Below are 21,111 nucleotides of genomic sequence, written 5' to 3'. Positions count from 1 at the left end.
ATAGGGGCGCGTCCGGTGAGTTGCAAGACTGACTCCGCTTATCCGGAGAATTGACGGAGCACCTCGCCTGGCTTGAAAACCCCTCGTTCTGTGATGATACCGGCGATGAATTTCGCAGGCGTCACATCGAACGCAGGGTTATAGACCGACACGCCTTTCGGGGCGATGAGATGACCACCGAGCACGGTCGTCACTTCTTGCGGATTCCGCTGCTCGATGACGATGTCGTTCCCGGAAGATGTCCTGAGGTCGATGGTCGAATAGGGTGCGGCAACATAGAACGGAATACCATGCGCCTGAGCCAGTACGGCGACCGAGTAGGTACCGATCTTGTTCGCGACGTCCCCGTTGGCCGCGATCCGGTCCGCGCCCACGATGCAGAGATGTATTTTGCCTTGCCGCATCATGGTACCTGCCATGCTGTCCGTGATAAGCGTAACCGGGATACCGTCCTGCATCAGCTCCCATGCGGTGAGTCTCGCTCCTTGCAGAACGGGCCTGGTCTCGCCGGCAATCACCTGAATCCGCTTCCCCTCCTCCCACGCCGCCCGAATGACACCCAAGGCTGTTCCGTATCCGGCGGTCGCCAACGCGCCCGCGTTGCAATGAGTCAGAACCGTCTGTCCATCACCCACCAAACGGGATCCGTGCCGACCCATGGCCTTGCAGAGGGCGATATCCTCTTCAAGAATGCTTTGAGATTCTCGAACTAATCCGGTCTTGATCGAGGAAATCGGCTGTCCCCGAAGCTCGTCGAGCTTTCGCTTCATCCGCTCGATGGCCCAGAACAAATTCACAGCCGTGGGCCTGGTCGCCGCAAGCTGCTCGCAGACCCTACCAAGGTCTTTTTCCAGCTGGGGATAATCCTCTGCGGCGCTCAGCTGGGCTCCAAGAGCAACCCCCATGGCAGCTGTTACGCCGATCGCCGGCGCCCCCCGGACTTTCAGTTCTCGGATGGCTCGAGCAACCGATTCGACATCCCGACACTCGAGAAGCTCGACATGCTCAGGAAGTCGACTCTGGTCGAGCAATCGAATGGCACCCTCATCCCATGTCACGGTGGGAACCATCAGCTGTTGTAGCGAGAACGACGCACGAGTGCAAGAGGCAAGCGGAACACCGGCGATACGGGCCGTCAGAAGCGCGGATTGGCTTGTTTACACGTCAGGACTGCGAAACGCGGTTGGAGGGAGTTGATAAGAAGTAAGAAAGGATGACCTGCGACCTAGCGGCTGTTGGCCCTCTTGACCATGGGAAGGACATTGCTCGTCTCATCCTCCGGCTTGGCCAACTCCCGCTCCAACATGGCTCGAATAAACCCGCTGGTGGTATACCCCTGCTGCTTGAGGGCGTCGAGCTGTGTCTTCAATTCAACCGGCAGTTGAATAACGATTCGTACGAGTTTCGGCATTGCTCACTCCTTGAAAGGGACGCGGCCGTCGGAAAATCATCTCCCGCTGTGCACGCACTATGCCTTGGCAGGTTCAGAGTCGCCACGAATGAAATTGAGGACTTATAGCCAATGGCCGCCGATTGCCCCTCAGCAGAGGCAGCCAATTTCGTCGAGTAAACCACGGAAGTGTACGGTGATGTACGTGAACTCTGCAGATCCTGCGTTCAGATCCGTTGGCTCCACTGTTCCCACAGGTGGTTCCAGTTCGTCTTCTCAGAATCCCATAAGCAGTTGAGCGTTGCGGGTCGGATCCGACTAGCTCGCGTCGTACGCACGACGAGGGCCGTTTCCGGACGGCTGCCAGTGATCCACACGCCGCCGTCCCGGTCAGTGCGAAGAATTGGAATTCCCTGCGACCGGTACGCATCGAGCACAGCCGCGGCCGGATGGCCGTAGGGGTTATTCTGTCCGACTGAAATCACGGCATACGTGGGTCGCAATGACGCGATCCATTCCCGATTCAATGAACTCTGCGCTCCATGATGCGGCACCTTCAACACCTCCACAGGCTCTCGATGGCCGGCCCGCAATCTCGACAACGCACTCTGCTCGACATCGGCAGCAAAGAGGACGGAATGCCCCCTGCAGTTCAGGCGCGCGACCACCGAATCATTGTTGAGACTCTGCCCTGCTTTCGGTCCGTAACGTACCGAAGACTGCGGCGTGACCGATTCGGGAGGATTCTCAATCAAGATCCGGCACCCCTCGGAGAACAGCAATTCTTCCCCTTCCCGTGCATGGCGCTCGGACAAGCCTTGTGCGGCCAGAGCCTGCTCCAAGCGTCGGTAAAACTCCTCCTCGCGAACGACTCCCGTACCCCAGTAGCGTCCAACGGAAAAGTGCCGAAGCACCCACGTCAATCCTCCCACATGATCCAATTGAGGGTGTGTGCCGATGACATGGTCGATCGTTCTGATCCCCCTGTTCCACAAATATGGTCCCACGATCGCTCGTCCCATATCGAATCGCTCAAAGCTGGCCCCACCGTCGATCAACACGACCTCCCCTCCGGGAAGCTCAAGCACGGCGCTGTCACCCTGTGCCACGTCCAGAAACATGACCCGAAAACCGTCGGCCCGCCATGTGAGGCGCGGTGACCAGGCCCACCACAACACGAGCATCGCCATCACCAGACAAGCCGAACGCCGCACAAGGATAGATGGGAATTTCCAGATCAGCATCGCCATGCATCCATAGAACAGCAGCATGGACGGTCCCGAAGGAGCCGCGACGTGCCAGTCGGCGAACGGTACCCCGGCCATCCATCGCAGACCATCGACAAATACCCACATCAGCCACTGAAGGACCGCCGCCAGCGGCAATTCGCTGCCGTTCACCAGCAAGTGCCCGATCGCCGCAACCAAGCCGATCGGGACAAGGACGAATCCCATCAGCGGAACTGCGACGAGATTCGTGACCATACCCAGCCAGGGCAACTGATTGAAATAGAATGCGACAAGTGGAAGCGTGACGAGCGTCACCACCGCACTCATCACGACGGCGTCTCTTCCCCAGCGTAGCCCGGCTCGTATCGGCGTCGGGTCGGCCTCGATAGTCAGGCCGTCGGATTCCGCCCATGTCAGCCACCAGGCGATCGCCAGAACGGACAGAAACGACAGCTGGAATGAAATGTCGTACAGCGTTTGAGGATCATGCAGAACAATCAGCAGCGCCGCGAACGCCAGCGCATGAAAAATCTTGTGATCATATGCCAGCCATCTGGCCAATAAGGCCACGAGCACCATCACCAGCGATCGCACCGTCGCGAGTTCCGCGCCGGCAAGGCACGTGTACCAGATGACGGGAGGGACGGTGGCCATGGCGGCAAGGCGCGTCGGGGTGAAGCGGCGCGACAGCCTCAACAGCCACTCAGCGGGAAGCCATAGCAGTGCCTGTCTGGTCGATACTAGAATCAGCAGGGCGACGAGCCCGAGATGACTGCCGGAAATGGAGAGAAGATGCACCGTTCCGGTGGCCATAAATTGATCACGAAGATCGTCGTCGAGATAGCCCCGATCACCCAGAACGATTCCCAAGAAGATTCCCAGTTCAGGCTGTGCAAGGCTGCGGATCCCCGCCGAGCGGATATCTCCACGCCAGCGATCGAACTGGTTCCAGACTCCCCACCAATTGGATGCGCTTCCGGATTCCAGCAAGACGATGCTGTCCGGCCCGACCACCGAGGTGACCGCCTCGACCCGGTGCCGCTCGAGATAGGCGCGGTAGTCGAACCCTCCGGGATTGAGGGTTCCATGCGGGGGTCGGAGTTTGGCGAAGAAACGGACCCGGTCTCCCTGGAACAACATCCTATCCGGTCCCCGCCAGGTCACCCGGATTCTCCCCGAGATCACGTCCCTGGGTGCCACGGTATCGGGTGCCACCACGAGCACCGAACGATCGGGGCCCTGCTGGACGGGGGCGACGATTCTTCCCACGATCTCCTGAGTCTGCTCACCCTGCCCGGAAAGGCGGTTGATGACGGTTGCGCCCTCGGCTCTGATCGACCAGTACACCATGCCGCCCAGTACCGCTATGAAAAGACAGGTCGTCCGCCGTCTGAGGATAGGATCGGTCCGGCTGGACAGTGAGGCCGCAACCGCCACCAGGATCAAGAAGCAGGAGATGGAAAGAGGGAAGTAAGAGACGAACGATCCGAGGACGAGACCCGCGATCAACGCGGCAGTCAGCGCTGGCAGCATGAACTCCCGTCGGGGCAGGCATGCCGTGCCTGGCAAGAGCGATTATCCGATGTGCGTCTTCACCACCTGCGCCAATCGATCAGCCTCTTGACGGATAACCCTGTCCTGCTCGCCTTCGATCATGATCCGCAGCAGCGGCTCCGTCCCGGAGTATCTGACGACCACGCGACCGGTTCCGTTGAGCTTGCGCTCACTCTCACCGATCGCGCTCTGCAGGTCTGGCACCGAATCCAAGTCCGGCTTTCTCGAGACCTTCACGTTGAGTAACACCTGCGGCACCGCCGTCATCGCTTTGGCCAGTTCAGACAGGGGCCGCTGCGTGCGTTTCATCAGCGAGAGCACCTGCAACGCCGAAATAAGGCCGTCTCCCGTCGTATTGTGGTCAAGGAAAATGAAGTGGCCCGACTGCTCCCCGCCGAAGTTATATCCGTCTGCCAGCATCCGCTCGAGCAGATACCGGTCGCCGACAGCCGTTCGCACCAGGGTGATGCCGGCCTGGGCCATCGCTTTCTCCAGTCCGAAGTTGCTCATGACGGTTCCCACGACGGTCTTCTCGGCCAGCTTTCCGTTCTCATGGAGATCCAGGCTCAGAGCGGCCATAATGTGATCGCCGTCGATGACCGTCCCTTGCTCGCAGACGAAGATGGCTCGGTCGGCGTCTCCATCCAGAGCTACACCGACATCCGCCCCGTGCTGCAGCACGGCCTGTCGGAGCGGATCCGGATGAACGGCCCCGCACCCGGCGTTGATATTCATCCCGTCCGGCTTGTTGCCGATCACTTGAACCTTCGCGCCGAGCTCGCGGAGCACAGCCGGAGCCACTTTGTAGGCCGCCCCATTGGCACAATCGACGACCAGCTTGATACCCTGAAAATCCAACTCCTTGGGCAACGACCGTTTGACGAACTCGATATATCGCCCTTCAGCATCGTCAATTCGGAAGGCTTTGCCGATCGCATCGGCGGTCGGGCGCAGATGGGCGATTTCGTCGGAGACGATCAACTGTTCGATTCTGGCCTCCATATCGTCCGGCAGCTTCAATCCCTCGTTGGAGAAAAACTTGATGCCGTTGTCTTGATAAGGATTGTGGGATGCGGAGATCATGACCCCGGCATCCGCCCGCAGGCTGCGGGTCAGAAACGCGATGGCCGGAGTGGGCATCGGTCCGACGAGCAGGACATCCACGCCCATGGAGCAGATGCCGGACGTCAAGGCCGATTCCAGCATGTAACCCGACACTCTCGTATCCTTGCCGATGACGATTTGATGGCGGCCCGCGCGACGCATGAACAGATGCGCAGCGGCGCGCCCCAACTGCATGGCCGTTTCGCTCGTCATCGGTTCAAGATTGGCAACCCCGCGGACTCCGTCTGTGCCGAACAGTTTACGCATGTTGTTCCCGCAATGATAAGTGCTGTCGTCGGGCAATCGCCGTGGCGACTCTCACTACGTCCCGCATCGCCCCAACGTCGTGAACCCGAAGGATTTGTGCCCCATGCTCCACGGCCAAGGCCACGGCCGCCGCCGTCCCCCACCCACGGTCTTCAACCGGACGACCAGTGAGCGTGCCGATGAACGCTTTCCGAGAGACCCCCACCAACACTGGACATTCGAACCGCGCGAAACTTCGTAGCCCAGCCAGCAGATCCAGATTATCCCTCAGGAGCTTACCAAATCCGATGCCCGGATCAAGAATGATGCAGCTTCTGGAGATCAATCTGTCGGCCGCGTACTGCAGGCGGTCGGCAAAGAAGGTGGATATGTCCTGGGCCACATCACGGTAACAGGGAGCCTGTTGCATGGTCCGAGGCGCGCCTTGCATGTGCATCAGGACCACGCCGGCTCGGCTTTGCGCAATCACACCCGGCATGGCCGGATCCCCGCGCATCGCGGTCACATCGTTGACGATGACCGCCCCGGCATCGATCGCCGCCTGGGCGATCGATGCTTTCGACGTATCGACCGAGATCGGAATCGTCACCGCCTTGGCAACCGCTGCGACGACGGGAATGAGGCGGCGCCGTTCTTCCTCCTCGTCAACGGAATCGGACCCCGGCCTCGTCGATTCGGCGCCGATGTCCAACAGGTCCGCCCCTTCCTCCGCCAGCCGTACGGCATGAGAGACCGCAGCCTCGGGATCGACGAATCGACCTCCGTCGAAGAACGAATCGGGTGTGACATTGAGAATCCCCATGACTAGGGGATGCTCCTGCCATGCGATCACCCGATCTCCCGCGTGCAATTCCATCGGTTGCTTGCCGGCGCTGGTCGGACGACATTCACCCGTGCAAAGCCAGTGCGAGGCACAGCCTTGCACATCGGGTCATGAAATACAATCGTACGAAATAGGTGGTGGACATGAATCTCGGCCCACCAACTCGTTGGTTCCGCCGGGTTGACGTCCTTCGGCCACTCCAGCGCCCGTGAAGCAGCCGAAAGACTCAGCGGAGCCTAGGCAGGAACCGTCTGTGAGGAAGATTGCATCAGAATATGATCGATCTCCGGCGCATCAAGCACCTCCTTTTCCAAGAGGGCTTCCGCCAACGCTTTGAGACTCGACATATGCTCGGTCAAGAGCCGTTTGGCTCGTTCGTAGTTTTCCGTAACGAGCCGCTTGATTTCAAGGTCGATTTCCAAGGCGACTTGATCGCTGAAATCCCGTTTCGTGGTCAGTTCTCGGCCCAGGAAGATTTCCTCTTCCTTGCGGCCAAAGGTGAGAGGACCCAGCTTTTCACTCATCCCCCATTCACAGACCATTTTCCTGGCCAAATCGGTCGCCCGTTCGATGTCGTTGCCGGCGCCGGTCGTAATGTGCTTCAAGATCAGCTCTTCCGCAACCCGGCCGCCCATGAGGATGGCCAGATTGTTGTACAAAAAATCCTTGGAGTAGTTGTGCCGATCATCGGTGGGCAATTGCATGGTGACCCCCAACGCCCGGCCGCGCGGGATGATCGTCACTTTGTGCACCGGATCCGTGCCCGGCAGGAGCTTGGCCATCAGCGCGTGGCCGGCTTCATGGTAGGCCGTCGTGCGCTTTTCTTCGTCGCTTAAAATCATGCTCTTGCGCTCCGCGCCCATGAGCACTTTGTCCTTCGCCATCTCGAAATCGACCGTCGCGACTTCCTTCTTATTCTGTCGAGCAGCCCAGAGCGCCGCCTCATTGACCAGATTTTCCAGGTCGGCGCCGGAGAAGCCGGGAGTTCCCCTGGCGATCTTTTCCAGTTCGACGTCCTGAGCAATCGGAACTTTCTTGGTATGCACCTTGAGGATTTCGCACCGCCCCCTCAAATCGGGACGATTGACCACGACCTGCCGGTCAAACCTGCCCGGGCGGAGAAGCGCAGGATCCAGCACGTCCGGCCGATTCGTAGCTGCGATGAGGATGACGCCCTCGGTCGTATCGAAACCGTCCATCTCAACGAGCAGCTGGTTGAGCGTTTGCTCCCGCTCATCGTGACCGCCGCCCAAACCGGCCCCCCGGAGCCGACCGACGGCGTCGATTTCGTCGATAAAGATGATGCACGGCGCGTGCTTCTTCCCCTGTTCGAACAAATCGCGAACTCGGGACGCTCCGACTCCCACGAACATTTCCACGAAGTCGGATCCGCTGATGCTGAAGAACGGCACACCGGCTTCCCCGGCGATCGCCTTGGCCAGCAGGGTCTTGCCGGTGCCGGGAGGCCCGACGATCAAGACGCCCTTGGGAATGCGTCCGCCGAGTTTCTGAAACTTTCGCGGATCCTTCAGGAACTCGATGATTTCCAGCACTTCTTCCTTGGCTTCATCGATTCCGGCAACATCCGAGAATGTGACTTTTTTCCGCTCTTCGGTCAGCATCCTCGCCCGGCTCTTGCCGAAGGACAGCGCCTTGTTCCCCCCGATTTGCATCTGGCGCATCAGGAAAAACCATAGGCCCAGGAACAGTACGAAGGGACCCCACGTCACGAGGAAGGTGATATACCACGGGCTTTCATCAGGCGGTTTAGCCTCGATCTGCACCCCCTTCTCTCGCAAAACTTTGACAAAATCCGGATATTCCGCCGTGTAGGTTCTGATGCGGGTCTTATCCTTCAGCACGGCGCTGACATGGCTGGATTTAATGATGACTTTCTCGATATCGCCCTTGTCGAGCTTCGCCATGAAGTCGCTGAAAATGACCTCCTCTTCGGGAGCATGGGTGGGCACGCTGAACAAATTGAACAGCAAAATCATGAACAGGCCGACCACGACCCAGAAGAGAAGATTTTTCGCCCTGGAGTTCATCCGGTACTCCTTGTGGGATCACCATCGAGCGGTGAGAAATACTCTGAACTTTTGAGATGTTACCACAGGGGCGCCGAGGGTGACAACCGCCGCGGGTTCTCTATTCCTGTTCTCCCTCCATATCCAAGACGGCCAGATACGGCAGGTTCCGATATTTCTGCTGGTAATCCAGTCCGTACCCGACCACGTACTGGTTCGGAATCTTGAATCCCACATAGTCCAGCGCCACGTCGACCGTTCGCCGTTCCGGCTTGCTCAATAACGTGCAGACCTTGATCGATCGCGGTTTCTTCTTCGCCAACGTCTTGACCAAATATTGGGCGGTGAGCCCCGAATCGACGATGTCTTCCACTAACAGGACGTCCCTCCCCTGGATGTCTTCCGTCAACTCCGTGACAATCTTGACCTTGCCGGACGTTCTCGCCCGTGACCCGTAGCTGGTGACGACGAGAAAGTCGACGCGCATCGGTATCCGGATGGCGCGGGCCAAGTCCGCATAGAACGCATAGGCCCCCTTGAGGACTCCCACCAGAACAAAGTCCTTTCCGACGTAGTCGGCCGTAATCTGTTTGCCGAGTTCCTTGATGCGCGTCCGCATCTCTTCCTGGGTCACAATCGGGCGACCGAAGATTCGCTCCATCCTATCGCTCTCCTTTTTCATCGCTCCGGTCGATCATGGTGACCAGAAGACAGCGTGTCGACTGAGATCGAACCAGGAACCGCTCATCCTGTCGGATGCCGGGAATCCAGACAATGCCTTCGGGTGCCGCCAGCACGGGAAGGGTGTTTCGCCGGTCCCGGGGAAGTTTCAGGTCCGTGAACAGGTCTTGGAGTTTCTTACTTTTCCCCTTCATACCGGCCGGCCGGAACCGATCGCCGGGACGCCACCCGCGCAAGACCAGAGGGGCCCCGACAAGATCCGCATCGAACACCGCCTCGTTCGGCATCTTGGTTCGAAGAAACGGCTCGACTTCCTGCCTGCTCAGGAGTTGTACATGAAATTGCGTATTGGTGCCAGCCCAAGACACGACGGACGGCACCGCAATCGGGACTTCAACCTGCTCCGGACCAGCGATGCCCGTCTCCGGATGTTTCCCGTGGCCGATGTCGAACCACTCACCGCGACGTCTGAGATGCACGTTGCGATACGGCACGCACACCGGCCGGCGACCGGACAGGAGAAATCGCCTGGCCGTCTCGACCACACGGACGCTCGGCGCCTGCTGGGAATCCTCGAGGTTCCGCAACAGCATCCGCAGGACACGCCGCTGCAACGCGGGATGCAGAAGCGCGAAGGCTCGTCCATCGACCAGAAATCTTCCCCCACTCTGCGGTTTGAGCAAACCGGACAGGTGCTCGCGAGTTACCTGATCCAGGTACCGCTCGTCTTCCCGCAGCAGTTCCCCCGACTGCCGGAGCAGCGCGACGACCTTGGGAGACAGTCTCCGCAAGGTCGGCATCAACTCGTGCCTGATGCGATTGCGCCTGTAGCGATCCGTGGCGTTACTGGAGTCCTGCCGATAGCGCAACTTCTCCTGCTTGAGATAGTCCAGAATCTGCACTCGCGTTACCGAAAGGAGCGGGCGAATGACGATAGAATCGCGGATGGACGGCATCCCGGCCAGCCCGGTCAACCCGGCCCCGCGTAGCATCCAGAGCAAAATGGTCTCTGCCTGATCATCGGCCGTATGGCCGACCGCGATTCGATCGGCTCCAATCTCCATCGCCAGCTTCTTCATCGCATCGTATCGGGCTTCGCGCGCCAGCGCTTGCACTGAAGATTGTCCGGGTCGCTTCACGACGGCGAGCCGCAGGATCCGCAACGGCAGTTTCCGCTCTTTGCAGAACGAGGCCACACTGGCCTCGTCTTCGTCGGATTCTGTTCCGCGAAGCCGATAATTGACGTGGACCGCGGTGAGCCGCAACCGCCACGCCGGCGCAAGCCGCATCAGCACCGCAGCCAGTGCCGTGGAGTCGGGTCCGCCTGAGAGCGCGATCAGCAGATGCTGATCCGGAAAGAAAAGCCGTTGCTCGCGAATGGCGTGAACGACACGCGTGAAGAAAGCCGCCCTGGTCGGTCGAGCCGACCGCGCCGCCACGTTACGGTACCTCTTCCGCCGCCCGTTTCAGCCGTTCTCTGGCCCGCGCGGCATCCTGATCGATTTGTTCCACCAGCGCTTCGGCTGTGGCAAAATTCCGATCCCCCCTCAGACGTTCCACAAACTCCACGGTCAGCGGGCGCCCATACAGGTTCCGGTTCTCATCCAGCAGGTTGACCTCGAGCAGCCGGTCGCCTCCGCCGAAGGTCGGCCTGGTCCCGATATAGGCCACAGCATCATATGTCGCTCCGTCCTGCGTCGCACGAGCCGCGTAAATGCCGTCCGGAGGAACCACCCGTTGCGGGGGAAGCCGGAGGTTGGCCGTGGGCCAGCCGAGCGTCTGTCCACGCTGCGCGCCTGGAATCACGTCGCCTGTCACCGCATACCATCGGCCCAACAATCTGGCGGCATCTGCCATCTGGCCGGCTTGGATCAGCTGTTTGATCCTCGTGGAACTGACGACCCCGCCATCCAGCGTGACGGGAGGAAAGGGGTGAACGTCGAATCCGAGCTTTGCCCCGTAGCGCTCGAGATCGGCGATCCGACCGGCTCGCCCCTTCCCGAACGCGAAATGCCGGCCGACGAAGATTTCGGCGAGCTTCAGTCGCCGACAGAGGATCGACTCGGCAAACTCTTCCGGACTCATGGACGCAAGCGCGGGAGTGAACTCGATGAACACCACTTCATCGACGCCAGCGGCTTCCAGGCGCGCCAATTTTTCATCGGGACTCGTCAGGAACCGCAGGGCGACCTGGGGGGCCAACACCGTCACGGGATGCGGATCGAACGTCAGGACAACCGACGTGCCGCCGGAACGGCGCGCGGCGTCCACCACGGTTCCAAGCAGCGCGCGATGCCCGAGATGGTGGCCGTCGAAATTGCCGATCGTAGCAACGGCGTACGGCCTGGGTTGCGCGTCGGCTAATCCCCGCGTCACCGTCAACATGGTCGTCAGCGAAGCAGCCGGACGGCGTCTTTCGCAAAATACGTGAGAATCAGATCGGCCCCCGCCCTCTTGATCGCCAGCAATGATTCCATCATGGCCCGGGGCTCATCAAGCCAGCCGGCCTTCGCCGCAGCTTTGATCATGCTGTATTCGCCGCTGACCTGGTACGCGGCAAGCGGGAGATCGGTGAAGGTCCGTGCGGCGGCGATGATATCGAGATAGGGCAGCGCCGGCTTGACCATGACGATGTCCGCGCCCTCCTCGATGTCGAGCGCGATTTCCCGGAGGGCTTCACGGCGGTTGGCCGGATCCATCTGGTAGGACTGGCGGTCGCCGAACTGCGGAGCCGAGGCCGCCGCATCCCGAAACGGCGCATAGAAGCACGAGGCAAACTTGGCCGCATAGGCCATGATCGGCGTATCGGGATAACCGGCTCCGTCCAGTTCCGCCCTGATCGCAGCCACGCGCCCGTCCATCATATCCGACGGCGCTACCATGTCGGCTCCGGCCTGCGCATGGGTCCGCGCCATGGCCCGCAGACATTCCAAAGTATCGTCGTTGACGATGCACCCATCCCTGACGATGCCGCAATGGCCGTGACTCGTATATTCGTCGATGCAAACATCCGTCACAACGACCAGATCCGGCACCTTGTCCTTGATCGCTCTGATCGCCCGTTGCACGATTCCGTCGGGATCGAATCCGGAACTCCCCCGCTCATCCTTACGATCGGGAACGCCGAACAGGATGACGGCCGGAATTCCCAATCCGAAGATCTCGCCCGCTTCCTTGATGAGGAGATCGACTGAGCGGCGGAACTGTCCCGGCATCGAAACGATCTCCTCGCTCCGACCCCGTCCCTCGACGACGAACAGGGGATAGATGAAGTCGGAGGGAGCCAGCGACGTCTCGCGCACCATCCGCCGAAACCCTTCACGCTGCCTGAGCCTGCGCAATCGCTGGATGGGAAATGCCATCGCGCTATTTCCTCGGCAGGTTGGTGAGGAACACGACGAGATCGCGCACGGAGATCATGCCGACGAGTTTTCCCTCTTTCGTCACGCCCAGGTGCCGAAGATGGCTCTGCGCCATGAGATCGTTGGCGTCCAGCAAGGTTTTGCTCTCTTCGATCGTCATGATGGGCGCCGACATGATCTGCTCGACCGTCGTCTTGTGGGTATCCGCCCCGGCCGCCACCACCCGCCGCACCATGTCGGTATCAGTGAGAATCCCGATGATCTCTTTGCCGTTCGTGACAAAGAGGCTGCCGATGCCGCGATCTCTCATGATGCGCGCGGCGGTCTGCGCGTCCATATCACGCTCCACGGTCACGAACTTGTCTTTTGGCACCATGAACGATTTCACAGGAACCATGGCAATAAGTCCTCCTATAGGAATTAGTCCGTCTACCAATTACTCACGCGATGACGACGCGGAGGCGACCTGCACCGATCCGGCGAAATGCCGTACGATCGCCTCCGTCAGTGCGGGGACTGTGTTCTCCTCCGGAACGACGGCGACCGAAAGCCCATATTCTGCGGCGGTATCCGCCGTGATCGGCCCGATGCAGCCTATGGGAACGCTGTTCATCAGGCGCCTGGCCGTATCCACTCCCCCGATGAGGGCCACGAAATTGTGGACAGTGGATGAACTCGTGAACGTGACCAAGTGAATTCTCCCGGCCGCAATCTCCTCCTTGAACCAATCCAGCGCCGCGACCGGCGCAACCGTTCGATACACGGGAATGACGTCCACGTGCGCTCCCATCGCCGTCAGCCGCTCCGGAAGAATTTCCCGTGCGGTTTCCGCCCGGGGAATCAGCACCCGACTCCCTCGCACCGGCTCGTTGCCGAGCGCCTCCAGAAGCCCTTCCGCCTGATACTGCGCCGGAATCAGGTCCGGCACGATTCCGTGGGCCTCCAACTCGTGCGCCGTCCTGGGACCGATCGCACAGACCCGAACATGGGACAGGGCGCGCGCATCCTTGCCCGCCGCGCGCAGACGACTCATGAACGGGCCCACTCCGTTGACGCTGGTCAGAATCAGCCAGCGATAGTCCCCCAAGCGGTCGATCGCCTGATCCAACGTGTCCCAGCTCGGCGGCGGCGCGATTTGGATGGTCGGCACCACGACCGGTTCCGCCCCGTAGGCGGACAGCAATTGCGTGAATTCGCGCGCCTGGCTCTCGGGACGAGTAACCGCGATCCGCTTGCCGAACAGCGGCCGACGCTCGAACCAATTCAGCCGGTTCCGCAACCGTACGACTTCGCCCACGACGATCACGGTCGGCGGTTCGAATTTCGCAGCCGCCGCCTTCGTCACGATATCCCGAAGCGTGCCGCAGATCGTGCGCTGATCCGCTCTCGACCCCCACCGGATGGCGGCGACGGGCGTGTCCGCCGCACGCCCTTGCTCAATGAGCCGCGTCACGATCGCGGGAAGCGTTTTCATGCCCATCAGAAACACGAGCGTGCCGGGGAGCATCGCCAGCTTCGTCCAGTCCAAGTCCGTCCCTGGCTTCGAAGGATCCTCGTGGCCGGTGACGACCGTCACCATCGAGGCCAGGGTGCGGTGCGTCACCGGGATGCCGGCATAGGCCGGCACGGCCACCGCTGCGCTGACCCCCGGCACCACCTCGAAGTCGATCCCAGCTGCCGCCACGGCTTCCGCCTCTTCCCCGCCCCGACCGAACACGAACGGATCTCCTCCCTTCAAACGGACGATCACCTCACCCGCTCTCGCCCGCTCGATGAGCACACGATTGATGTCCTCCTGATTCTGATAGCGGCCGCGACCTCTACGACCGACGTAAATGCGTTCGGCCTCTACCGGCGCATACTGGAGCAAGGCGGGATTCGCGAGATAATCGTACAGGACCACGTCGGCCTGCTCAAGGCACTCCTTCCCCTTGAGCGTCAAGAGACCGGGATCTCCGGGACCGGCGCCGACCAAATAGACTTTACCGGAGTACACGCCGTCCATCATGCCTTATCGTAAATCGACTGTAGGATCTTGTCGCCCCCGCGAGCCAACACACGTTCCCCCACACGGACCCCGAGAGACTCCGCCTCCTCCACCGGTCCTTCGGCTCGTTCACGGACGATGTCTGTTCCGTCCAAGCCGGCCACAAGCGCATCAATCGACAGTCGAGCCCCAGCTAGTATCGTCGCGTGCGCGGCGATCGGAACCTGGCAGCCACCCTGCAAGCGGCGAAGCAGCGCGCGTTCAGCCATGACGGTCGTCCTCGTCGCGTGATGTTCCAGTCCGCTCAACAACGACCGGACAACGTCGTCGTCCTCCCGACCTTCGATGCCGAGCGCGCCTTGCCCGATCGCGGGGAGACAAGTCTCGAAATCCAAGAGTTCCGTAATCTCCTCCGCCCATCCCAACCGCCGGAGCCCGGCCGCCGCCAACACGATCGCATCATACTGGCCTTCGCGCAGCTTGCGGAGCCGCGTATCGAGATTGCCGCGGAGCATTTCGATCTTGAAGTCCGGCCTGGCCCGCAGCAATTGGGCCTGGCGGCGGAGACTGCTTGTCCCGATCCGCGCCCCCTGCGGCAGATCTTTGAATGACCGAGCATCCCGGCTGATCAGAGCGTCCCTCGGATCCTCCCGTCGGGGAACGCACAGCAGCGCCAGGCCGGGCTGCAATTCGGCCGGAACATCTTTCATGCTGTGCACGGCCAGATCGATGTCACCGCGCAGCAGCGCCTCTTCGATCTCCTTCACGAAGAGTCCCTTGCCGCCGATCTTGGCCAGAGGCACATCTAGGATTTTGTCGCCGGAGGTCTGGATACGGCGCAACGTGACGCCGACATCCGGGGCAAGTTCCTTCAGCCGCGCCTGGACCCATTCGCTCTGGCAGACGGCCAACTTGCTGCCCCTGGTGCCGAGCACGAGCCTCGATCGGGTATGTGTCACGGGCGTCATAGAATCCGCTCGCGGCTGCCTGTCGTCACTCGAGGCACCGTCCTGCTCACCGACGCTCCGGCCATGGCTCCCGCCGAAGCCTCGGCTCATTCAACGCACCCATCACGGCGCATTTTCTCCTGTCCGCTGCGTCGATTCCGTCTCCTCACCGACATCCTTGAGCAGCGTGGACCCTGCGCCATTGACCCCTTGTTCGGTCTCGGTCAAGTTGAAGAACCGTCTGGCCGCTTCCACAAACGCGGCTCCGTCGGCCGAGGCGACCTCCGTCTTCAACGTGACCATCGTATGGTGAATGAGCTTGTTGACGATCGACGAGGCCATCCCTTCGACCAACTCGCGCTCCTGCGTCGATAGATGCGCGAGCCGTCCGATGGCCTTCTCGACTTCCGACCGTTTGATATCCTCCGCACGCGTCCTCAATGCCACGATGGTTGGGGTCACTTCCAGCGAGCGGAGCCACTGCCGGATCACCTCGACCTCGTCGACGACCATGCGTTCGGCCTTCTCGGCTTCCTGGACCCGCTCCCCCTTGTTGCGCTCCACACGCAACTTCAGATCGTCGATGTCGAAGAGAAACGCGTTGTCCACGTGGCGCACGGAAGGATCGATATTGCGCGGGACCGAAATGTCGATAAGAAACACCGGACGGTTCATGCGCTGTTTGACCGCCCGCTGCACGTCCTCAGCACCGATCAGGTAGTGCGAGGCGCCGGTCGACACCAGCACGATGTCCGCCGAAGCCATATCCTCCCGAAACTGCTCGAACAGCACAGCGGTGCCGCCGAAACGGTCGGCGAGTTCGATCCCGTGCTGCGGATTCCGCGTGGTCACGCACACGTTGCGGACTCCGCTGGCGATGAAATGTCGGGCCGCCAACTTCGCCATTTCTCCCGCACCGACCAGCAGCACTGTCTTGTCGCTCAAATCAGAGAAGATCTTCTTCGCCAGTTCGACGGCCGCATAACTCACCGACACCGCCATTTCGGAGATCTTCGTTTCCGTTCGCACACGTTTCGCGACGGAAATCGCCTTCTTAACCACCTTGTTCAGAATCAACCCCGTGGCTTTGTGGGCAAGAGCGGAATCGAACGCATCCTTGATCTGCCCGAGGATCTGAGATTCCCCCACGATCATGGAATCCAGGCTGGAAGCCACTCGGAACAGATGGGAGATGGCCCGATCCCCCGTTTGCCAGTAGAGATGCGGCGTCAGCTGTTCCGACGACAGCGACATGTGCGCATCGGCGAGGAATTCCTGAATACGCCCATAGCCCACCTCCAGCTCATCCACGACGGCATACACTTCGACACGATTGCACGTGCACAACAGCAAGCCTTCGCGCACACCGGAATAGGAGCACAATCTGCCCAGCGCTTCGCCGAGCCGGCTTTCCGGAATCGCGAGTTTTTCCCGGATCTCCACCGGCGCGGTCTTGTGGCTCAGTCCCACGACGACGATATGCATGGTTAGGACACGGCTCCGGAGCTCTTAATCGCCACGCCGACCAGCGTCAAAATCACGCAGGCGAATCCGATGATCGTCAAATACGCCGCCCGCTTGGCTCGCCACCCGACGGTCAACCGGCCCACGAGCACCGCGAAATAGAACAACCAGGTGACGATGGCCCACGTCTGCTCTGGGTTCCAGTTGACATAGGCCCCGCGGGCAAACTCGGCCGAGATGGCGCCGGTCACAATTCCGAGCGTCAGCAGCGGGAATCCGAACACGATCGACTGTTGATTGAGTTCGTCGAGAAAATCCAAGGCCGGCAGCTTGCTATAGAGCACGTTGAAACGTTTGGACTTGAGAAGTCCGTCTTGGATCAGATACATGACACCCGCGACAAAGGCCACGGCGAAGCCGACCGTCCCAAGCATGCTGAGAGTCACGTGCACCCATAAGGTCCGGAACACCGGCTGGAGGGTGGGAGCGGTTTCGGGTAAGGCGGCGGCCGACACCAGGGACACCAGCGCCAGAGGAAGGATGAAGGATCCAAGGACATGCAGACGGTGCCGGAACTCGACGACAAGAAAGACGAGGATCAGCATCCAGGAAAAAAACGACAACGCCTCCTGAAAGCTCGGCGGCGAGGCGGTCGTCGTCCCCACCATCCTGGCAACCAGCGCCAATGTGTGCGTGGCAAATCCCGTGGCCGTGATGCTCAGCGCGACTGTCGACAATGCCTCGGCCCGCCGCAACAATAGGGCAAGAAACGCCATCGTCGCCGTAAAGTACAGCGCCATGGTCACCATGAAAAACACCGCGGCCATCGCAGTGCTATCCTCGCAACTTGTAAGGGCAAAACTCCAACTTTTAAACGGAGAATTATATCGATGAGCGGAGAAGGGAGTCAACCAAAGAGCACCAGGACCAGGCTCGAGCAGGCGCCGCCGCGACCGGGAACCTTGTACGTCGTCGGCACTCCCATCGGCGATCCCGACGACATCACCATTCGAGCACTGCGCATTCTGAGGATTGTTCCGATCATTGCGGCCGAGGATCCCCGATCCACGCAGGCCCTCTTGGCGTACCATGGAATCACGGGTGGCATCGCGGGCACAGTGACGAGCTATGGACCGGGGAATCTCGAAGAAAAAATCTCGCTGCTCCTCCATCGGCTCAGACGCGGAGACGACGTCGCGTTGGTTTCCGATTCCGGGATGCCGGTGATCCAAGATCCGGGTTCGCGCCTGATTGCGGCCGCCCGGCAAGCGGAGATTCCCGTGACATCCGTGCCGGGACCCTCGGCGCTCACGGCGGCAGCCGCCCTGTCCGGATTTTCCGCGGACTGTCTCGTCTTCGAAGGACGCCTGCCACGATCCCGCCGGCGACTCACATCGTTTCTCCGTCAGCGGTGCGGAGACCGGCGCACCGCGATCTTCTTCGTCGAGGAACGCGCCGTCGCGGCCATGCTGGAGACGCTCGCTTCCGTGTTGCCGACCAGAATGATCGTCCTGGCTCAGAACCTGACGATGGAAGATGAACAGATCCACCGAGGGACGGCGCCGGCGCTGCTCAAACTCGGGGTCCGCTTGCGCAAAGGAGGAGGGACGAAAACGACCGTCGTCGTGACAGGTGCAACGTCCGCGAAGCGGTCGGCAGATCGGCGGAAGATCGGCCGCCCCACCTAATCGCCGCCGCCTTTGCGGATCACGACCCGATGCACACGCTCGATCTGTTCCTGAGATAGGATCGTGTGGCCCTCATTGCGGAGGCTCTGAGGGACGTTTCGGATCGGCTCGCCGTCATCCAGCAGCACGACCAACACCTGTCCCTCCCCCATCGTGTCCAGCTTCAGCTTGGTCTTGACGAAGTTATAGGGGCAGATGACCCCCCTGAGATCCAGTTCCGCATCGGGCTGCACCGTCATGTCGGCCTCACTCAGGTTACTCGCGTCGCGATTCATGCCGCGCGGCATTCGGTCACACCGGTCCGCATAACGAGCGGACAGATCGCGATGATCCCATCCAGCAACCGAACCGGCGGCAAGGATCCCGCCCGAGCAGTGTCCGAAAATAAAAAGGGGCAGCTTGCGCTGCCCCTTTCGACCTGCACACCAGGCTCGAACCGGCTTACTGAAGCCCCTTGATCAGGTTCGGCTTGGCGACATCTGATCCGTAATCGGACTTGTTCGGCATCTTGGTTTCGGGAGCCACGGTGTTGTAACCCCAACCCGGCTGCGGCTCGCAGTTCCAGCAGGGGGCCGCACCGGTGAACTCGCTGACACCGGTAGTCACGACGCCGGTCGCAGTGCCGGGCAGCACGCCGCCGCTCACGCCGCCGGTGGTGCTACCACTGTTCGTATTGATCCCGCGCTCCGTCATTGGATTCGGTCTTTGCCCGAGTCCGCCGAAGCCGGCCAACTTCTCGTTGCCGCGAAGCACGGTGATTTCGCGGACCAACTTGCGACCAGTGCCGAAAGGCTGGTTCGTACTGGTCTCCTCAACGGCCATTATCATGACGTCGTCCCCGGTCTCGATAGTTCGCATCTGATCCATATTTGTCCGGTCATCGAGATAAACGGTCCGGTACACCATGGACCCAGTGCCAGCTCGTCCCTCGTCGTGAGAACTCCCACCACTCTCCAAATGCAACTTCCTCCCAGGAATATCAATGCCCAGGACTCTGCCATAGACGGTTTCAGGCTGCGACAGGCGATCAAGAAATTGCTGCCGGTCGAATGTGGTGACGCGGGTGCTGGACCCCGACACGTCCCCGACTCCTTCGCCGACGCCCATACCGGACTGGTTGGACTGCAAACGTTCCTGAGCCATGGATACACTCACGGAGCCGACAAGAAGAACTGCCGCTCCTAGTGCCAACACGTTACGCATGTGCTGCCTCCTTGGTGAGTTAGAGATAAGTAATGAAGTAATGACGGACGCAAGGGTGAAAACTCTCGAAACATGAAGACGTTGAAATACGTATGATACTAACTCTCAGCGGGCGGACTATAGGCCACATCGGCACACAAGTCAAGGGGGATCTCGTTCCCTGGAACACGAGCTGTAGCGTACGCGGCTTCAGCCCTCCGGCCTATCTGGTGCCCGGAGGGAGGGTCGAACTCCCACTCTCTTACGAGAACCGGATTTTGAGTCCGGCGCGTCTGCCAGTTCCGCCATCCGGGCATCCTCTGCGCATACAGCGCATACAGAAGGGCGCTCCTTCTAACATGATGCCACCCAGGGGTCAATCGATCTTCGCACTGCTGACGTCCTCCGCATCCCTCTTTTCATCGGCTCGAGCCGGGTGTTAGAATCATCGCGAGGGTCGGTTTCTTTTTTTGAGGAGGACATCGCGATCATGACCGAAGTGCAATGCGTGACGTGCGGACAAACGGGGGAAACGATCACCGAACCCCTGTTCATGGGCAAACTCGAAGCGGAAATCAAATCCAAGGTATGTAAACCCTGCTGGAAAAAGTGGGAGTCCATGCGTGTGATGGTCATCAACGAATACCAGGTCAATCTCGGGGACGAGAGCGGCCGCGAGTTGGTCAAGAAGCAGATGAAGGCCTTTCTCAAGATCGGGGCCGAGCAGGCGGACACGAGCAAGTTGGACCAAAACTATCGACCGCAATCGTGAGACGATGCACACTCGACTCTTCTCCAAGATTGTTCTGCGACACTCGCCAGATTCTTCCGTGATCCGGCCGACTTCGTTGACAGGCCAAAAACGGAAATGATAGAGTCCCCTGCTTCTTGTCCGTTTCCCCGTCGGCAGCAGCCGCCGGGAGTGACGGAGGTTCATTATGATCACGCAAATGCACCTCAAAGGGTTGATGTTCGACCCATACAACAACGCCTACATCGTGGTGCTCCGCGATGAGGACGGTTCCGAAATGTTGCCGATCTGGGTCGGAAAATCCGAGGCCAATTCAATCAGTATGGCCTTGGAGAACGTGGGCCCGCCCCGTCCCATGACCCATGATTTCATGAAGTCGTTTCTCGATGCCTACGATGCCAAGGTCCTGAGTGTGGTGATCACCGATCTGGCCGACCACACATACTTCGCCAAGATTCATCTGATGTACGGGGACTCCGAATACACGGTCGATGCGCGGCCGAGCGACGCCATCGCGCTCGCTCTCCGTTCCCAGGCTCCGATCTTCGCAAAGGAGTCCGTGCTGACGAAACAGAGTTCGGAAGAACTCGAGCAGTGGCTGGAAAACCTGAAACCGGAGGATTTCGGCAAACTGGACTCGGGGGAAGAGAAGTGA

At 60.3% G+C, this 21,111-nt stretch carries 20 protein-coding genes and 1 tRNA gene; 3 read left to right on the top strand and 18 right to left on the bottom strand.

All coding sequences use genetic code 11. The annotated features are described in order from the left end of the window. Nucleotides 1–38: 38 nt before the first annotated feature. The 15 genes from mtnA to ccsA form a co-directional block, all read right to left on the bottom strand. Nucleotides 39–1,058, bottom strand: a complete 1,020-nt coding sequence (gene mtnA, locus P0111_08470) for an S-methyl-5-thioribose-1-phosphate isomerase (protein ID MDF0644052.1) — start codon at nucleotides 1,056–1,058, stop codon at nucleotides 39–41. A gap of 167 nt (nucleotides 1,059–1,225) precedes the next feature. Then, nucleotides 1,226–1,411 (bottom strand): hypothetical protein, encoded by a 186-nt coding sequence (locus P0111_08465; GenBank protein ID MDF0644051.1) that lies wholly within the window; start codon nucleotides 1,409–1,411, stop codon nucleotides 1,226–1,228. 206 nt (nucleotides 1,412–1,617) lie between these two features. Next, complete coding sequence (locus P0111_08460) at nucleotides 1,618–4,152, bottom strand: DNA internalization-related competence protein ComEC/Rec2 (GenBank protein ID MDF0644050.1); 2,535 nt, start codon at nucleotides 4,150–4,152, stop codon at nucleotides 1,618–1,620. A gap of 42 nt (nucleotides 4,153–4,194) precedes the next feature. Continuing rightward, complete coding sequence (gene glmM / locus P0111_08455; GenBank protein ID MDF0644049.1) at nucleotides 4,195–5,544, bottom strand: phosphoglucosamine mutase; 1,350 nt, start codon at nucleotides 5,542–5,544, stop codon at nucleotides 4,195–4,197. After that, nucleotides 5,537–6,346, bottom strand: a complete 810-nt coding sequence (gene folP, locus P0111_08450) for a dihydropteroate synthase (GenBank protein ID MDF0644048.1) — start codon at nucleotides 6,344–6,346, stop codon at nucleotides 5,537–5,539. The genes glmM and folP overlap by 8 nt, the downstream gene beginning before the upstream one ends. Before the next feature lie 257 nt (nucleotides 6,347–6,603). Then, on the bottom strand, nucleotides 6,604–8,415 hold the full coding sequence (gene ftsH, locus P0111_08445; GenBank protein MDF0644047.1) for an ATP-dependent zinc metalloprotease FtsH: 1,812 nt from the start codon (nucleotides 8,413–8,415) through the stop codon (nucleotides 6,604–6,606). Between the two features lie 100 nt (nucleotides 8,416–8,515). Then, the gene (gene hpt / locus P0111_08440; GenBank protein ID MDF0644046.1) at nucleotides 8,516–9,055 is read right to left on the bottom strand and encodes a hypoxanthine phosphoribosyltransferase; all 540 of its coding nucleotides are present in this window, start codon (nucleotides 9,053–9,055) and stop codon (nucleotides 8,516–8,518) included. Nucleotide 9,056: 1 nt separating this feature from the next. After that, complete coding sequence (gene tilS, locus P0111_08435) at nucleotides 9,057–10,514, bottom strand: tRNA lysidine(34) synthetase TilS (protein MDF0644045.1); 1,458 nt, start codon at nucleotides 10,512–10,514, stop codon at nucleotides 9,057–9,059. 1 nt (nucleotide 10,515) lies between these two features. Next, nucleotides 10,516–11,460 (bottom strand): bifunctional riboflavin kinase/FAD synthetase, encoded by a 945-nt coding sequence (locus P0111_08430; protein MDF0644044.1) that lies wholly within the window; start codon nucleotides 11,458–11,460, stop codon nucleotides 10,516–10,518. Between the two features lie 5 nt (nucleotides 11,461–11,465). Next, on the bottom strand, nucleotides 11,466–12,437 hold the full coding sequence (gene hemB, locus P0111_08425) for a porphobilinogen synthase (protein ID MDF0644043.1): 972 nt from the start codon (nucleotides 12,435–12,437) through the stop codon (nucleotides 11,466–11,468). A 4-nt stretch (nucleotides 12,438–12,441) separates the two neighbouring features. Further along, a complete protein-coding gene (locus P0111_08420) occupies nucleotides 12,442–12,834 on the bottom strand; it encodes a CBS domain-containing protein (protein ID MDF0644042.1) in 393 nt (130 codons plus the stop codon). Between the two features lie 39 nt (nucleotides 12,835–12,873). Then, complete coding sequence (gene cobA, locus P0111_08415) at nucleotides 12,874–14,445, bottom strand: uroporphyrinogen-III C-methyltransferase (GenBank protein MDF0644041.1); 1,572 nt, start codon at nucleotides 14,443–14,445, stop codon at nucleotides 12,874–12,876. After that, the gene (gene hemC, locus P0111_08410; GenBank protein ID MDF0644040.1) at nucleotides 14,442–15,392 is read right to left on the bottom strand and encodes a hydroxymethylbilane synthase; all 951 of its coding nucleotides are present in this window, start codon (nucleotides 15,390–15,392) and stop codon (nucleotides 14,442–14,444) included. The genes cobA and hemC overlap by 4 nt, the downstream gene beginning before the upstream one ends. A gap of 102 nt (nucleotides 15,393–15,494) precedes the next feature. Further along, nucleotides 15,495–16,856 (bottom strand): glutamyl-tRNA reductase, encoded by a 1,362-nt coding sequence (gene hemA / locus P0111_08405; GenBank protein MDF0644039.1) that lies wholly within the window; start codon nucleotides 16,854–16,856, stop codon nucleotides 15,495–15,497. A gap of 2 nt (nucleotides 16,857–16,858) precedes the next feature. Beyond that, a complete protein-coding gene (gene ccsA, locus P0111_08400; protein MDF0644038.1) occupies nucleotides 16,859–17,662 on the bottom strand; it encodes a cytochrome c biogenesis protein CcsA in 804 nt (267 codons plus the stop codon). Between the two features lie 63 nt (nucleotides 17,663–17,725). Between ccsA and P0111_08395 the strand changes: the two genes are divergently transcribed. Continuing rightward, nucleotides 17,726–18,523 carry an SAM-dependent methyltransferase gene (locus tag P0111_08395; protein MDF0644037.1) on the top strand — a complete coding sequence of 266 codons (798 nt, stop codon included), beginning with the start codon at nucleotides 17,726–17,728 and terminating at the stop codon, nucleotides 18,521–18,523. Here the strand turns inward: P0111_08395 and P0111_08390 are convergent. The 3 genes from P0111_08390 to P0111_08380 all read right to left on the bottom strand — a co-directional run bounded on the left by P0111_08390 (nucleotide 18,520) and on the right by P0111_08380 (nucleotide 20,020). Further along, nucleotides 18,520–18,798 (bottom strand): sulfurtransferase TusA family protein, encoded by a 279-nt coding sequence (locus P0111_08390; protein MDF0644036.1) that lies wholly within the window; start codon nucleotides 18,796–18,798, stop codon nucleotides 18,520–18,522. The two genes, P0111_08395 and P0111_08390, sit on opposite strands and share 4 nt — an antisense overlap. 166 nt (nucleotides 18,799–18,964) lie before the next feature. Beyond that, nucleotides 18,965–19,726 (bottom strand): hypothetical protein, encoded by a 762-nt coding sequence (locus tag P0111_08385; GenBank protein ID MDF0644035.1) that lies wholly within the window; start codon nucleotides 19,724–19,726, stop codon nucleotides 18,965–18,967. A 207-nt stretch (nucleotides 19,727–19,933) separates the two neighbouring features. After that, nucleotides 19,934–20,020 (bottom strand) — tRNA-Leu (locus P0111_08380). A 175-nt stretch (nucleotides 20,021–20,195) separates the two neighbouring features. On the opposite strand from P0111_08380, the gene P0111_08375 reads away from it, so the two are divergent. After that, nucleotides 20,196–20,477, top strand: coding sequence for a Fe(2+)-trafficking protein (locus P0111_08375; protein MDF0644034.1), 282 nt, complete (start codon nucleotides 20,196–20,198; stop codon nucleotides 20,475–20,477). A gap of 166 nt (nucleotides 20,478–20,643) precedes the next feature. After that, nucleotides 20,644–21,111, top strand: a complete 468-nt coding sequence (locus P0111_08370) for a bifunctional nuclease family protein (GenBank protein ID MDF0644033.1) — start codon at nucleotides 20,644–20,646, stop codon at nucleotides 21,109–21,111.

It is taken from the genome of Nitrospira sp. (assembly GCA_029194535.1).
GTDB lineage: Bacteria > Nitrospirota > Nitrospiria > Nitrospirales > Nitrospiraceae > Nitrospira_C.
This window is presented reverse-complemented; position numbering and strand designations above follow the sequence as displayed.

Excerpts from the sequence above, each read along its gene's own strand:
- P0111_08465 (MDF0644051.1), bottom strand. The coding sequence starts at position 1,411 with ATGCCGAAACTCGTACGAATCGTTATTCAACTGCCGGTTGAATTGAAG.
- P0111_08460 (MDF0644050.1), bottom strand. The coding sequence starts at position 4,152 with ATGCTGCCAGCGCTGACTGCCGCGTTGATCGCGGGTCTCGTCCTCGGA.
- glmM (MDF0644049.1), bottom strand. The coding sequence starts at position 5,544 with ATGCGTAAACTGTTCGGCACAGACGGAGTCCGCGGGGTTGCCAATCTT.
- folP (MDF0644048.1), bottom strand. The coding sequence starts at position 6,346 with ATGGGGATTCTCAATGTCACACCCGATTCGTTCTTCGACGGAGGTCGA.
- ftsH (MDF0644047.1), bottom strand. The coding sequence starts at position 8,415 with ATGAACTCCAGGGCGAAAAATCTTCTCTTCTGGGTCGTGGTCGGCCTG.
- hpt (MDF0644046.1), bottom strand. The coding sequence starts at position 9,055 with ATGGAGCGAATCTTCGGTCGCCCGATTGTGACCCAGGAAGAGATGCGG.
- P0111_08430 (MDF0644044.1), bottom strand. The coding sequence starts at position 11,460 with ATGTTGACGGTGACGCGGGGATTAGCCGACGCGCAACCCAGGCCGTAC.
- hemB (MDF0644043.1), bottom strand. The coding sequence starts at position 12,437 with ATGGCATTTCCCATCCAGCGATTGCGCAGGCTCAGGCAGCGTGAAGGG.
- P0111_08420 (MDF0644042.1), bottom strand. The coding sequence starts at position 12,834 with ATGGTTCCTGTGAAATCGTTCATGGTGCCAAAAGACAAGTTCGTGACC.
- cobA (MDF0644041.1), bottom strand. The coding sequence starts at position 14,445 with ATGATGGACGGCGTGTACTCCGGTAAAGTCTATTTGGTCGGCGCCGGT.
- hemC (MDF0644040.1), bottom strand. The coding sequence starts at position 15,392 with ATGACGCCCGTGACACATACCCGATCGAGGCTCGTGCTCGGCACCAGG.
- hemA (MDF0644039.1), bottom strand. The coding sequence starts at position 16,856 with ATGCATATCGTCGTCGTGGGACTGAGCCACAAGACCGCGCCGGTGGAG.
- ccsA (MDF0644038.1), bottom strand. The coding sequence starts at position 17,662 with ATGGCCGCGGTGTTTTTCATGGTGACCATGGCGCTGTACTTTACGGCG.
- P0111_08395 (MDF0644037.1), top strand. The coding sequence starts at position 17,726 with ATGAGCGGAGAAGGGAGTCAACCAAAGAGCACCAGGACCAGGCTCGAG.
- P0111_08390 (MDF0644036.1), bottom strand. The coding sequence starts at position 18,798 with ATGAATCGCGACGCGAGTAACCTGAGTGAGGCCGACATGACGGTGCAG.
- P0111_08385 (MDF0644035.1), bottom strand. The coding sequence starts at position 19,726 with ATGCGTAACGTGTTGGCACTAGGAGCGGCAGTTCTTCTTGTCGGCTCC.
- P0111_08375 (MDF0644034.1), top strand. The coding sequence starts at position 20,196 with ATGACCGAAGTGCAATGCGTGACGTGCGGACAAACGGGGGAAACGATC.
- P0111_08370 (MDF0644033.1), top strand. The coding sequence starts at position 20,644 with ATGATCACGCAAATGCACCTCAAAGGGTTGATGTTCGACCCATACAAC.